The 13494-nt window shown below is 64.1% G+C and carries 10 protein-coding genes; 8 read left to right on the top strand and 2 right to left on the bottom strand.

Going from position 1 to position 13494, the window contains the following annotated elements; all coding sequences use genetic code 11:
- The 8 genes from EN879_RS08105 to EN879_RS08070 form a co-directional block, all read left to right on the top strand.
- A partial coding sequence (locus tag EN879_RS08105; protein ID WP_281034585.1) for an acyl-CoA dehydrogenase family protein occupies positions 1-316 on the top strand: 316 nt, incomplete at its 5' end.
- Positions 317-428: 112 nt separating this feature from the next.
- The gene (locus EN879_RS08100; RefSeq protein ID WP_063168909.1) at positions 429-3788 is read left to right on the top strand and encodes a transglutaminase family protein; all 3360 of its coding nucleotides are present in this window, start codon (positions 429-431) and stop codon (positions 3786-3788) included.
- 6 nt (positions 3789-3794) lie between these two features.
- Positions 3795-6206, top strand: coding sequence for a circularly permuted type 2 ATP-grasp protein (locus EN879_RS08095; RefSeq protein ID WP_063168908.1), 2412 nt, complete (start codon positions 3795-3797; stop codon positions 6204-6206).
- Between the two features lie 3 nt (positions 6207-6209).
- Positions 6210-7094 (top strand): transglutaminase family protein, encoded by an 885-nt coding sequence (locus EN879_RS08090; protein WP_013529827.1) that lies wholly within the window; start codon positions 6210-6212, stop codon positions 7092-7094.
- A gap of 84 nt (positions 7095-7178) precedes the next feature.
- Positions 7179-8285, top strand: coding sequence for a DNA topoisomerase IB (locus EN879_RS08085; protein ID WP_063168907.1), 1107 nt, complete (start codon positions 7179-7181; stop codon positions 8283-8285).
- 107 nt (positions 8286-8392) lie between these two features.
- The gene (locus tag EN879_RS08080) at positions 8393-8767 is read left to right on the top strand and encodes a YciI family protein (protein WP_013529829.1); all 375 of its coding nucleotides are present in this window, start codon (positions 8393-8395) and stop codon (positions 8765-8767) included.
- Positions 8764-10038: an RNA polymerase sigma factor gene (locus tag EN879_RS08075; RefSeq protein WP_024502666.1), complete on the top strand. Its 1275-nt coding sequence runs from the start codon at positions 8764-8766 to the stop codon at positions 10036-10038. The genes EN879_RS08080 and EN879_RS08075 overlap by 4 nt, the downstream gene beginning before the upstream one ends.
- Before the next feature lie 185 nt (positions 10039-10223).
- Entirely contained in the window at positions 10224-11738 is a 1515-nt protein-coding gene (locus EN879_RS08070) for an aldehyde dehydrogenase family protein (RefSeq protein ID WP_027161453.1), read from the top strand.
- A 62-nt stretch (positions 11739-11800) separates the two neighbouring features.
- On the opposite strand, the gene EN879_RS08065 is transcribed toward EN879_RS08070, so the two are convergent.
- Together EN879_RS08065 and EN879_RS08060 are read right to left on the bottom strand one after the other, a co-directional pair.
- Positions 11801-12661, bottom strand: coding sequence for a hypothetical protein (locus EN879_RS08065; RefSeq protein ID WP_024502664.1), 861 nt, complete (start codon positions 12659-12661; stop codon positions 11801-11803).
- A 387-nt stretch (positions 12662-13048) separates the two neighbouring features.
- Positions 13049-13381, bottom strand: a complete 333-nt coding sequence (locus EN879_RS08060; protein WP_063168906.1) for a hypothetical protein — start codon at positions 13379-13381, stop codon at positions 13049-13051.
- Between the last annotated feature and the right edge of the window lie 113 nt (positions 13382-13494).

The raw sequence follows: 13494 nt of genomic DNA, 5'->3' as shown, positions 1-13494 counted from the left end.
CTACCAGAAGAAGCTTGCCGACATGCAGACCGAAATTGCGTTGGGATTGCAGGCGTCCTTGCGCGTCGGGCGGCTGCTGGATGAAGGTAAGATGGCGCCGGAAATGATCTCGATCGTCAAGCGCAACAATTGCGGCAAGGCGCTGGACATCGCCCGCCAGGCCCGCGACATGCATGGCGGCAACGGCATCCAGATCGGCTACCACGTCATGCGCCACGCGCAGAACCTGGAGACGGTCAACACCTATGAAGGCACGCATGACGTGCATGCGCTGATCCTGGGAAGGGCGCAGACGGGGTTGCAGGCATTTTTCTGAGCCGGTAACCGTTGCTTAAATTAGGTGCACCGCAACATCTCTGCTTGGAGAATGGCCGCCAGATGTGTCAGGGTTCAGCGAAATCGTTTGAAACGCTGAATTCCGGGGCCCCATGGCAATTCTGGCAGCCGTCTACCACCTGACCCATTACAAATACGACCGGCCGGTGGTTCTCGGGCCCCAGATCATCCGGCTGCAGCCGGCGCCGCATTCCCGTACCAAGGTGCTGAGCCATTCGCTCAAGGTCGAGCCGGCGAACCACTTCGTCAATCTGCAGCAGGATCCTTACGGCAATTTCCTCGCCCGCTTCGTCTTTCCGGAGCCGGTGACGGAGTTGAAGATCGAGGTTGACCTCGTCGCCGACATGACGGTCTACAATCCGTTCGATTTCTTCGTCGAGCCGTCGGCCGAGGCGTTTCCGTTCGAGTATCCGGAAGAGATACGCGACGATCTCGCCATCTATCGCACTCCGGAGCCGGCGGGACCGCTGCTGTCGGCGCTGCTGAAGACCATCGATCGCAGCGCTGCCAACACCGTCAATTTCCTGGTCGATCTCAACGCGCGGCTGCAGCGCGAGATCGCCTATATCGTGCGCATGGAAACCGGTGTGTTCTCGCCGGAAGAGACCTTGGCCGCGAAAAAGGGATCGTGCCGGGATTCGAGCTGGCTGCTGGTGCAGATCCTGCGCAATCTCGGCATCGCGGCGCGCTTCGTTTCCGGCTATCTGGTCCAGTTGAAGCCCGATCTGGTGGCGCTGGACGGTCCAGCCGGAACCGCCGTCGACTTCACCGATCTGCATGCGTGGTGCGAGGTCTATCTTCCCGGCGCCGGCTGGATCGGCTTCGATCCGACCTCGGGCCTGCTCACCGGCGAGAGCCATGTGCCGCTGGCCGCCACGCCGCATTTCCGCAACGCGGCCCCGATTTCCGGCATGGCGAGCTTCGCCAATGTCGAATTCGGCTTCGAGATGCGGGTCGACCGCATCGCCGAACATCCGCGCATCACCAAGCCATTTTCGGACGAAAGCTGGCAGGCGCTCGACGCTCTGGGCAACAAGGTCGATAAAGCACTTGCCGCCGGCGACGTGCGGCTCACCATGGGCGGCGAGCCGACTTTCGTGTCGATCGACGATTTCGAGTCGGCCGAATGGAACACCGCCGCCGTCGGTCCCACCAAGCGCGAAAAGGCCGACGAACTGATCCGTAAACTGCGCGAGCGCTTTGCGCTGGGCGGCTTTCTCCATTACGGCCAGGGCAAATGGTATCCGGGCGAAAGCCTGCCGCGCTGGACCTTTTCGCTCTACTGGCGTGCCGACGGCCAGCCGGTGTGGAGCGATCCGTCGCTGATCGCACGCGAAAAGAGCGAGGCCGACATCGGCCCGAAGCAGGCCGAAAGCCTGCTCACCGCGATTGCCGGCGAACTCGGCATCGACAAAGCCATGGTCAGCGAAGCCTATGAGGATCCGGCCGAATGGCTGCTCAAGGAAGGCAAGCTGCCCGACAATGTCGATCCGTCCAACTCTAGGCTGGAGGATCCGGAAGAACGCAGCCGCATGGCGAAAGTGTTCGAACGCGGGCTGACCAAACCGTCCGGCTATGTGCTCCCCGTCCAGCGCTGGAACAGCCAGGCATCGGATCCGCGCTGGCGTTCGGAAAAATGGAAGACGCGGCGTGGCCGGCTGTTCCTGGTGCCAGGCGATTCACCGGTCGGCTACCGGCTGCCGCTCGGCACGTTGCCCTATGTGCCGCCGGAGCAATTCCCTTATATCGTGCCGGTCGATCCGTCACTGCCACGCGGCCCGCTGCCCGCGCGTGAAGCCATACTGGCCGGACCGGCTCCAGCCGAACTGGAAGGCGCCGACGAGATGGCGCGCCGCCAGCAGGCGGCATCGTTCACCGCTGCGACCGGCCAGCAGGAGCGGGTCGAGCAGGAGATCACCGAGATCGGCGGCGCGGTGCGCACCGCACTTTCGGTCGAACCGCGTGATGGGCGGCTTTGCGTGTTCATGCCGCCGGTCGAGGCGCTGGAAGACTATCTCGAACTGGTCGCGGCGGCCGAGAACGCGGCGAAGGCGATAGGCCTTCCCGTGCACATCGAAGGCTATGGCCCGCCGCACGATCCGCGCCTCAACGTCATCCGCGTCGCGCCTGACCCAGGCGTCATCGAGGTCAACATCCATCCTGCATCCAACTGGCAGGATTGCGTGGCGACGACGACGGCGATCTACGAGGAGGCGCGGCAGACACGGCTTGGCGCAGACAAGTTCATGATCGATGGCCGCCACACCGGCACCGGCGGCGGCAACCATGTCGTGGTCGGCGGTGCGACACCCAATGACAGCCCGTTCCTGCGAAGGCCGGACCTGCTGAAGAGCCTGGTGCTGCAATGGCAGCGCCATCCGTCGCTGTCCTACCTGTTCTCCGGCCTGTTCATCGGGCCGACCAGCCAGGCGCCACGCTTCGACGAAGCGCGTCACGACTCGCTCTACGAGCTTGAGATCGCTATGGCGCAGGTGCCGCATCCAGACCAGGGCAACGCACCCTTGCCATGGCTGGTCGACCGGCTGTTCCGCAATTTGTTGACCGACGTCACCGGGAATACGCATCGTTCGGAAATCTGCATCGACAAGCTGTTCTCGCCCGACGGACCGACCGGCCGGCTGGGGCTGGTCGAATTCCGCGGCTTCGAGATGCCGCCCAATGCGCGCATGAGCCTCGCGCAGCAACTTTTGGTCCGCGCCATCATTGCCCGTGCCTGGAAGAGCCCGCTCGACGGCCGTTTCGTGCGTTGGGGCACATCGCTGCATGACCGCTTCATGCTGCCGCATCATGTCTGGGCCGATTTCCTCGACGTGCTCGACGACCTCAAGCTCAACGGTTTTGAGTTCCGTCCCGAATGGTTCGACGCCCAGCTCGAATTCCGCTTCCCGTTCTGCGGCGAGGTTCAGCATGCCGGCATCAAGCTGGAACTGCGCCAGGCGCTGGAGCCGTGGCATGTGATGGGCGAGCAAGGCGCGATCGGCGGCACCGTGCGCTTCGTCGATTCCTCGGTCGAACGGCTGCAGGTCAAGACCGAAGGGCTGAACCCGGAGCGCCACGCAGTCGTCTGCAACGGCCGCATCGTGCCGATGAAGGTCACTGAGAATCGCGAAGTGGCGGTGGCAGGCGTGCGCTTCAAGGCCTGGCAGCCGGCATCGGGCCTGCATCCGGCGCTGCCCGTCAACACGCCGCTGGTCTTCGACATCTATGACCGATGGTCGGGCCGTGCGGTCGGCGGCTGCGTCTACCACGTCGCCCATCCCGGCGGGCGCAATTACGACACCTTTCCGGTCAATGGCAACGAGGCGGAAGCTCGGCGGCTCGCCCGCTTCGAACCGCGTGGCCATACGCCATCCGCCTATGTGATCCGTGAAGAACAACCGGCGGAAGATTTCCCGATGACCCTTGACCTTCGGCGGCCGGCAAGACTCTGATCAGCAATGGCAAAGGGGAATCACAAGAGGGGACGCGGCAAGCCGCAGACCCACAGCCTGCTGGAGCACTACCAGCCCATAGACGGCGTCGTCGACGAGATGGTCGATGCATCGGGCAATCCTCGCCCGGCCTGGAAGCATTTTGTCGAGGCGCTCGAGGAACTCGGTGCTGAAAAGCTCGGCCAGCGCTTTGCCCGCGCCGACCAGTATCTGCGCGATGCCGGCGTTTATTACCGCGTCTATGACAAGGCCGGCGCCAATGAACGCGAATGGCCGCTGGCGCATGTCCCGGTTCTCATCGAAGAGAGCGAGTGGGCGGCGATCAGCGCCGGCCTCGTGCAGCGCGCCGAACTGTTCGAGGAAACCATCGCCGATATATACGGGCCGAACCGGCTGGTCGAAAAAGGCATCCTGCCGGCGGGATTGATCGCCGCCAGCCCCGAATATTTGCGGCCTGTCCTCGGCACCAAGCCGGCCGGCGGCCACTTCCTGCATTTCTGCGCCTTCGAGCTCGGCCGTGGACCTGACGGCCAGTGGTGGGTGCTTGGCGATCGCACGCAGGCGCCGTCCGGCGCCGGCTTCGCACTGGAAAACCGCGTCGCCACCACACGCGCGCTGTCCGACATCTATGGCGAGATGCATGTGCACCGCCTTGCCGGCTTTTTCCGCCGTTTTCGCGACGCGCTGATCGGCATGGCCAAGGAGACCGACGGCCGCGTCGCCATCCTCACGCCGGGGCCGCTCAACGAAACCTATTACGAACACGCCTACATCGCCCGCTATCTTGGCATCATGCTGCTCGAAGGCGAGGATTTGACCGTTTCAGGCGGCCGGCTCATGGTACGCACGGTTTCCGGCCTGATGCCGATCAGCGTGTTGTGGCGGCGGCTCGATGCCGCCTTCGCCGATCCGCTCGAACTGCGCCCGGATTCGCAGATCGGCACGCCGGGCCTGGTCGAGGCGATCCGCCAGGGCGCGGTTGCTACCGTCAATGCGCTTGGCTCCGGCCTGATGGAGACGCGTGCGCTGCTCGCCTTCCTGCCCAAGATTTCACGGGCCTTGCGGGGCGAGGAATTGCTGCTGCCAAGCGTCGCGACATGGTGGTGCGGGCAAGCAACCGAACGCGCGCATGTGCTGGCCAACATCGATCGCATGGTGATCGGCCCGGCGCTATCGACGAGACTTGCCTTCGAGGATGACGATTCAACGAAGCTCGGTTCGGCGCTGTCGGCCGGAGAGCGGGCGGAGCTGGTGGCGCGCATCGAACGCGATGGCGGCGATTTTGTCGGCCAGGAAGCGGTGACGCTTTCGACGACGCCCGTCTATGTCGGCGGGTGGCTGGAGCCGCGGCCAGCGAGCCTGCGCGTCTACCTGGCGCGAACGCCGGAGGGCTGGACGGTGATGCCGGGCGGTTTTGCCCGCATCGGCCTGTCGCTCGACCCGACGGCGATCGCCATGCAGCGTGGCGGCCAGGCGGCGGATGTCTGGGTTGTCAGCGACAAACCGGTGGAGCGCGAGACGCTGCTGCCGCAGGAAGGCGACAGTTTCAGCCGCACCAGGCCCGGCAGCCTGCCCAGTCGCGCGGCGGAGAACCTGACCTGGCTCGGCCGCTACATCGAGCGCTCGGAAGACACGGTGCGCATCCTGCGCGCCTACCATGTGCGGCTCGCCGAAACGTCCGACCCGGACATGCCGCTGCTCGCCGACATCAGGGATTATCTCGAACCTTTCGGCATCGACGTCGAGACGGCGATCCCGTCAGGGCTGATCGGCACGCTGGATAGCGCGGTCTACAGCGCCGGGCAGATTCGCGACCGCTTCTCGCCCGACGGCTGGCTGGCGCTGAAGGACCTGTCGAAAACCATCCATCAGTTCGCAACGACGGTCGCGCCCGGCGACGACGCGACCCGGGCGATGACAGTCATCCTGCGTAAGCTCGCCGGCTTTTCCGGCCTGCTGCACGAGAACATGTACCGCTTCGCCGGTTGGCGCTTCCTCGAGATCGGCCGCCGGCTGGAGCGCGGCATCCAGATCTCCCGCACGCTGTCGCGGCTGACCAGCGCCAAGGCGCCGGACGGCGCGCTCGACATGATGCTGGAGATCGGCGACAGCGTGATGACCCATCGCCGCCAATATCCGGTGCAGGCCGGCCGGCGCACGGTGATCGACCTGCTGGCGCTCGATCCGCTTAACCCGCGCTCCATCCTGTTCCAGCTCGAAAGGCTGAAGGCCGAAATCGGCCTGTTGCCGTCGCTCGGCGGGGAGGGGCAAATGTCGCCGGCGGCGAAGGAAATCCTGCAGCTCAACACCCAGATCGCCATCAAGGAGCCTTCGGATATGACGGCAAAGGCGCTGGACGAGCTCGCCCACGAAATCGGCGGCCTCTACAACAGCCTCGCCAAAGCCTATTTCGGATAAATCATGCTCTACGATATCAGGCTTCATCTCCACTATGATTACGCTTCCGCTGCCGGCGGCGGTCGTCATCAGGTGCGCGTGCTGCCGTCGACGATATCAGGCGTGCAGCGCGTCATCGCCGCATCACTGTCCTTTGCGCCGGCGCCCAACGAGCGTTCCGACTTTTCCGATTTCTTCGGCAACAACGTCACCTCGATCGCCTTTCGCGACGCGCATGATGCGCTCGACATCAGGATGAGCGCCCGCGTGTCGGTGTCTCGGCCCGAGCCCGGGCTCGACGTGTCGCCCGATATCGCCCGGCTCAGGCAGGAGCTCGCCGCGGTGCGGTCTCTGGCACCTGATGCACCGCACCATTTCCTGACGGCCAGCACCCATGCCGGCATCGACGATGCGATCACTGCCTACGCACGCAGCAGCATCGCCGGTTCCGCCGCCAGCACGGCCATGAACCTGTGCCATCGCATTCATCGTGATTTCACCTATGACGGCGAGGCGACGACGGTGCGGACCCGGGCCAGCGATGCCTTCAGGCTGAAGCGCGGTGTCTGCCAGGACTTTTCGCATATCATGATCGCCGGCCTGCGCGGGCTCGGCATTCCCGCTGGCTATGTCAGCGGCTTCCTGCGCACCATCCCGCCGAAGGGCAAGCCCCGGCTGGAAGGCGCCGATGCCATGCATGCCTGGGTCAAGGTCTGGTGCGGGCGCGACGCAGGCTGGCAGGAATTCGATCCGACCAACGGCATGCGGGCCAGCAACGACCATATCACCGTCGGCTACGGCCGCGACTATTCGGACGTGGCGCCGATCGTCGGCGTGCTCAAGACCACGGGGGGACAGGTCGGCGAGCAGGCTGTCGACGTCATTCCGGTTGTGCTCGAGAAAGCCTGAAGGCAGGCTCGACACCGTTTTCGGACGGCGCGTGGAACCAGCGGTCGGCCAGTGGCTTATCTACGGAATTCGCGTGGAGCCGACATGTTGCAGAAATCCGGAATGTCGCCCGGCCGACCGGCTGGCGAGGACGCTGTATCGCCAGATGGCGTGTTCAAAAACGGGGCACAAAGCTCGGCCGATCATGCGTCGCTTAGTTATGTCAGCGATGCCGAGCCTGGTATCCGGCGGCTGAAGACAGGCAAGGGGTTTTCCTACAAGGGACCGGACGGACGGACGGTTTCGGACGCCACCAAAGCCCGCATCGAGGCGATCGTCATTCCGCCGGCCTGGACGGATGTGTGGATTTCGCCCGACGCGGACGGCCATATCCAGGCAACCGGCAGGGACCAGCGGGGACGCAAGCAATATCGTTATCATCCGCAATGGGCCGAAGAGCGCGATGGTGCCAAATATTCGAGCCTTGTCGCTTTCGCCGAGAGCCTGCCGGACCTGCGGCACAGGGTCGATAGCGATCTGCGCCGTCGTGGCTTGCCGTTCGAGCGTGTCGTCGCCGCGGTCGTCTGGCTGCTCGACAACACGATGATCCGCGTCGGCAATGCCGCCTACGCCCGCGACAACAAGAGTTTCGGGCTGACCACGTTGCGCGACCGGCATGTCGATATTGTCGGTTCAAGCCTGCGCTTTGCCTTCAAGGGCAAGTCGGGCAAGGAGTGGAAGCTGAAGCTGGCCGACCGCCGTATCGCCAGGATTGTGCGTGGCGCGCAGGACCTGCCAGGCCAGAAGCTGTTCCAGTATCTCGATGAGGACGGCGACAGGCGGCCGGTCCGCTCCGAGGACGTCAACCGCTATATCCGTGAGGCGGTCGGTGACGCCTTCAGTTCGAAGCATTTCCGCACCTGGGGCGGCACCATTCACGCCGCGTCGCTGTTTGCGCAAACGGAACTGCCGCAAAGCCAGGCGCAGCGAAACAGGGCGATGAACAGCGTCATCGACAAGGTTGCCGAACGGCTGGGCAATACGCGTGCCGTCTGCCGCAAATGCTATATCCATCCGCGGGTCTTCGAAGCGTGGTCCGAGGGACGGTTGCTGGATGAAATGGCGCAGGCCAACAAGCGCAAACGGGCGATTGCCGGTCTCGATGACGAGGAAGCTCTCGTGCTGCGATGGCTGAAACTGGGAGAAAGCTGACCGACGCGGCCGACGGTGGCCAAATCCGTCACATCTGGATTTTTTTATCGACGTCATGTCGGGATCGGTCTTACTGTTTCGTCCTTTGACAGAGAAAAGGACCAGCCATGCTCTACGCAATCCTCTGCTATGCCTCCGAAGATGTCGTCTGCTCCTGGAGCAAGGCACAGGACGACGAGGTCATGGCCAATCTCCTCGACGTTCAGGACAAGTACGCCAAGGCTGGTCGGCTCGGCCCGGTGGCACGGCTTCTGCCGACCACGGCCGCGACGACGTTGAGGAAGGTCAAAGGCGAATCGGTCGTCATCGACGGGCCGTTCGCCGAGACCAAGGAACAGTTTCTCGGCTTCTACACGCTCGAATGCGCCGATCTCGACGAGGCGGTGGAGTTCGCCCGCGAACTTTCCGAGGTCAACCCGAGCGGCGGCTCCTATGAAATCCGGCCGGTTTCGGTCTTCAACCCAACAACGGTTTCCGCATGACCGAAATGGCCTGGATCAGCTCCGCGATCAGCGCCGCCCGCCCGCAGGCGATGGGCGCGCTGCTGCGTTATTTCCGCGATCTCGATACGGCGGAGGAAGCTTTCCAGGACGCGTGCCTCAGGGCGTTGAAGAACTGGCCGCAGAACGGGCCGCCGCGCGACCCGGCGGCCTGGCTGATCTTCGTCGGCCGCAACAGCGGCATCGATGCGGTGCGCAAGCGCGCCAAGCAGGCGCCGATGCCGGATGAAGACCAGGTTTCCGATCTGGAAGACGCCGAGAGCGATATCGCCGAGCGGCTGGACGGGGCGCACTACCGCGACGACATATTGCGGCTGCTGTTCATCTGCTGCCATCCCGATCTGCCGGCAACGCAGCAGATCGCGGTGGCGCTGCGCATCGTCTCCGGTCTCACCGTCAAGCAGATCGCGCGCGCCTTCCTGGTTGGCGAAAGCGCCATGGAGCAGCGCATCACTCGCGCCAAGGCGCGCATTGCGGACGCCGGCGTGCCGTTCGAGACGCCTGGCGCGGTCGAGCGCTCGGAACGGCTCGCCGCCGTCGCCGCCATGGTCTACCTGGTCTTCAACGAGGGCTATTCGACCAACAGCGGCGAGGCGCCGGCCCGCGCGCCGCTGTGCGAGGAGGCGATCCGGCTGGCACGGCTGTTGCTGCGGCTGTTCCAGACGGAGCCGGAGATCATGGGGCTGACGGCGCTGTTGCTTCTGCAGCATGCGCGCGCACCGGCCCGTTTCGACGAGAGCGGCGAGATCGTGCTGCTCGAAGACCAGGATCGCAGCCTGTGGAGCCGCAAGATGATCGATGAGGGGCTGGCACTGGTCGACAAGGCGCTGCGCCATCGCAAGCCCGGCCCTTACCAGGTGCAGGCGGCGATTGCCGCGCTGCATGCGCGGGCCGAAAAGGCCGAGGATACGGACTGGAACGAGATCGACCTGCTCTACCGCTTGCTGGAGCAGATGCAGCCGTCGCCGGTGGTCACGCTCAACCGGGCCGTCGCGGTCTCGAAGGTGCGTGGACCGGGGGAGGCGCTGGCCATGATCGAGCCGCTGGAAGAACGGCTTTCCGGCTATTTCCACTTTTTCGGGCTCAAGGGGGGCCTCTTGATGCAGCTCGACCGGGGCGACGAGGCGCGCGTCGCCTTCGACCGCGCCATAGCGCTTGCGAACACGGCGGCAGAGGCTGCCCATATCCGCATGCATATCGACCGGTTGATCAAGGACGGTGCGGTGCGCCCGCCGGCGAAAAAGGCAAACTGAGCGTCACCTCCCCATCTGGCTCAATCGTGTAGTTTGGGCTTGGACCATGCCGGGGTGGCGATTTTCCCCTGAAACGAGTAATGCCACGCCATGACTGCGCCTGAAGTGCCTTTCGGCACACGGGCGACACGGCGAAGGCTTAACCCAGCGCCATATGATGGCGACGGGATCTGAAAGGGACAAGAATGACGATAGGCAAGGAAACGACCGAACTGCTGGCGAAACTGGGCGTGGCCAAGGAAGCGCTCGTCGGCGGCGACCTGATCGTGCGCAGCCCGGTGACGGGCGAGCAGATCGCGGCGCTGAAGACGATCTCGCCGGCTGACGCGGCCAAGGTGATCGATGCCGCGCACAAGGCCTTCCAGGCCTGGCGCATGGTGCCGGGCCCGCGGCGTGGCGAACTGGTGCGGCTGCTCGGCGAGGAACTGCGCGCGCACAAGGCCGAGCTTGGCCGGCTGGTGTCGATCGAGGTCGGCAAGATCCCGTCCGAGGGGCTCGGCGAAGTGCAGGAGATGATCGACATCTGCGATTTCGCCGTAGGCCTCTCCCGGCAATTGTACGGCCTGACCATCGCCACCGAGCGCCCGGGCCATCGGATGATGGAAACCTGGCATCCGCTCGGCGTCGTCGGCGTCATTTCCGCCTTCAATTTCCCGGTCGCGGTGTGGTCCTGGAATGCCGCCCTGGCGCTGGTCTGCGGCGACGCGGTGGTGTGGAAGCCGTCGGAAAAGACGCCGCTGACCGCACTTGCCTGCGAGGCCATCTTCAAGCGTGCGGTCAAGCGCTTCGGCGCGGACGCACCTGATGGCCTGGCGCCGGTGCTGATCGGCGACCGCGCCGTCGGCGAGATCCTGGTCGATCACCCCAAAGTGCCGTTGGTTTCGGCGACCGGCTCGACCCGCATGGGCCGCGACGTCGGCCCGCGGCTGGCCAAGCGCTTTGCCCGCGCAGTGCTCGAACTCGGTGGCAACAATGCCGGCATCGTCTGCCCGAGCGCCGATCTCGACATGGCGCTGCGCGCGATTGCCTTTGGAGCGATGGGCACGGCCGGCCAGCGCTGCACGACGCTGCGGCGCCTGTTCGTGCATGACAGCGTCTACGACGCCCTGGTTCCGCGCCTCAAGAAGGCTTACGAGAGTGTGTCTGTCGGCAATCCGCTGGAGACCTCCTCGCTGGTCGGGCCACTGATCGACAAGGCGGCATACGAGGCCATGCAGAAGGCGCTGAAGGAAGCCGCCGCCCATGGCGGCAAGGTGACCGGCGGCACGCGGGTCGAGAACGGGCACCCGGATGCCTATTACGTGCACCCGGCGCTGGTCGAGATGCCCAAGCAGGTGGCCCCTGTCACGGAAGAGACCTTCGCGCCGATCCTCTATGTGATGAAATATTCGGATTTCGACGCCGTGCTCGACGAGCACAATGCCGTGGGCGCAGGCCTGTCGTCGTCGATCTTCACCCGCGACCTGCAGGAATCCGAGCGTTTCCTGGGTGTCGACGGATCGGATTGCGGCATTGCCAATGTCAACATCGGTACGTCGGGCGCCGAGATCGGCGGTGCCTTTGGCGGCGAAAAGGAAACCGGCGGCGGCCGCGAGAGCGGCTCCGACGCATGGAAGGCCTATATGCGGCGCGCCACCAACACGGTGAACTATTCCAAGGCGCTGCCGCTCGCCCAGGGCGTGTCGTTCGACATCGACTGAGAACTTCGGGATTTTGATCGCCCGCATTGAAAGGCATCCCCGTTACGGGGATGCCGCACCGATCAGCTTCCAGCCGGCGGAAAACAGGCATTGAAAGCGGTGTCGACGATGGCCAGTTTGGCCGCCTGGACTGTCATGTATTCCTGGTAGAATGTATTCGACACCCACATCACCGAATGGCCGCGCTGGCCGAGCCAGCCGATGCTGCCGAGATTCTCGGCAGCGCGCAGCTTGCGGGCCAGATGGGTCCGCGAGAGCTTGAGCCATTTGGCGAAATCTCCGATCGAAACCACGCTGGTCGGAATCTGGTCCAGGCCGGCGTGATCGGGGTCGATGCCCGACATCAGCCAGTCCATGACGATGCCGCCATTGTTGAGCCAGATGAACAGCGAAAAGGTCTGGTTGGGTTCGCGCACCGGCTTGGAGGCAAGCAGGCCGTCCGCCACCAGAGGCTGCAGCCCGGCAACCATCTCGGGGTGTTCGAGGAACCTGGCCAAGCGGTCAGCGCCGTCGAGGCGATCCAGCGTCCGCAGATGGGCAAGGACCCAGCCGGTAAAGGTCTGCACGGTTGCCGCCGTCGGCTGCAAAGGGTGCGTACGGCCGTCGCCACCCGACACATACTCGGCGATGTGGTAGTGCAGCATCTCCTTGATGAAAGCGTCCGCCGTGTTGCGGCTGGCGACCGCATGCTGGTGCACGAACTCGATGAACCGCGATACCGTCAGTTCCTTGCGGCGGTCGTGCGGATCGCGCCTGAAATGCATGGCGAGGCCGACATGACCCATTAGCCAACGCTGCTGCGTGGCGAAAATGGAAGCCAGGCGAGGGCTCTCCTCATAGATTCGGATCAGCGCCAGGGACTGTTCCTGAACGTAGCGATGCAACGCCGGATGGCCGGCAATATCTTCCAATTTCAGCGCCATCCTCCTGGTGTTCCGGTTCAACTCCAAAAGCCGAGTTGCGCTCCACATTTTTCAGCCTTCCACGGCTGTGTCCAGAGGCACCAAATGCGAAGAGCAAGCCCAACCCGAACACGGGTCGGGCAACGACCGGTCCATGGTGGGATCGGCTAGCCGATTGCCATGCCCTGGGAAGCGCGCCGGTGATCTGCGGCTTGACGAGGATGGTGGAGAGTGAGTTACCGGGCCAAGCGCAATCGCGACAAGATCAGCCAGGTAATCCAGCTGCGCGAACCGCGCCGCGCGTCAGTCGTCTGCAAGGCGTTTCCAACTGGTCCATGGCGGCATCTCTCGCCCCCCAATACGCGACCAACCGGCCGGCTTTCGCCGGCTGGTTGGTACGGATCGGGATCAGCCGCAGACGCGAACCTCTTCGATCACCCTGTGGTGGTGGCGCCAGTGCTTGACCAGTTCGATATGGCAGCGATGATGCCTGTGGTGGCGGCGATATTCGCCGTACCGGTATTCGCCATCGTCATACTGAACGTTCCGGTCGCCATCATACTGATTGTCGTAATAGCGATCCCGGTGGTGACGGCGAATAACGATCCCACTGTCGGAATCGTCGTCCGGCAAATATCGATCGTCGTCGGACTGGATGGTCACGCTTGCCGCTCGCGTCGGCGCAGTGATCGCCGCTGTCGCGGCCAATGCCAACAGGGAAGCCAGAATCAACTTCTTCATCTCGTCCTCCTACACGTTCAAGACATGGTAACTCGCGGAAGAACTGGGCGTTCCGACTAATTTTACACTCTTTGCGACGCGGGAGACATCAAGGCGTTATCGTCCACCCGCTC

Origin of the sequence: Mesorhizobium sp. M7A.F.Ca.AU.002.02.1.1, assembly GCF_003998535.1 — a bacterium.
In the GTDB taxonomy this organism is placed as follows: Bacteria; Pseudomonadota; Alphaproteobacteria; order Rhizobiales; family Rhizobiaceae; genus Mesorhizobium; species Mesorhizobium ciceri.
This window is presented reverse-complemented; position numbering and strand designations above follow the sequence as displayed.

Coding starts and splice junctions, on each gene's coding strand:
- EN879_RS08075 (WP_024502666.1), top strand. CDS start 8,764: ATGACCGAAATGGCCTGGATCAGCTCCGCGATCAGCGCCGCCCGCCCG.
- EN879_RS08090 (WP_013529827.1), top strand. CDS start 6,210: ATGCTCTACGATATCAGGCTTCATCTCCACTATGATTACGCTTCCGCT.
- EN879_RS08060 (WP_063168906.1), bottom strand. CDS start 13,381: ATGAAGAAGTTGATTCTGGCTTCCCTGTTGGCATTGGCCGCGACAGCG.
- EN879_RS08065 (WP_024502664.1), bottom strand. CDS start 12,661: ATGGCGCTGAAATTGGAAGATATTGCCGGCCATCCGGCGTTGCATCGC.
- EN879_RS08100 (WP_063168909.1), top strand. CDS start 429: ATGGCAATTCTGGCAGCCGTCTACCACCTGACCCATTACAAATACGAC.
- EN879_RS08085 (WP_063168907.1), top strand. CDS start 7,179: ATGTTGCAGAAATCCGGAATGTCGCCCGGCCGACCGGCTGGCGAGGAC.
- EN879_RS08070 (WP_027161453.1), top strand. CDS start 10,224: ATGACGATAGGCAAGGAAACGACCGAACTGCTGGCGAAACTGGGCGTG.
- EN879_RS08095 (WP_063168908.1), top strand. CDS start 3,795: ATGGCAAAGGGGAATCACAAGAGGGGACGCGGCAAGCCGCAGACCCAC.
- EN879_RS08080 (WP_013529829.1), top strand. CDS start 8,393: ATGCTCTACGCAATCCTCTGCTATGCCTCCGAAGATGTCGTCTGCTCC.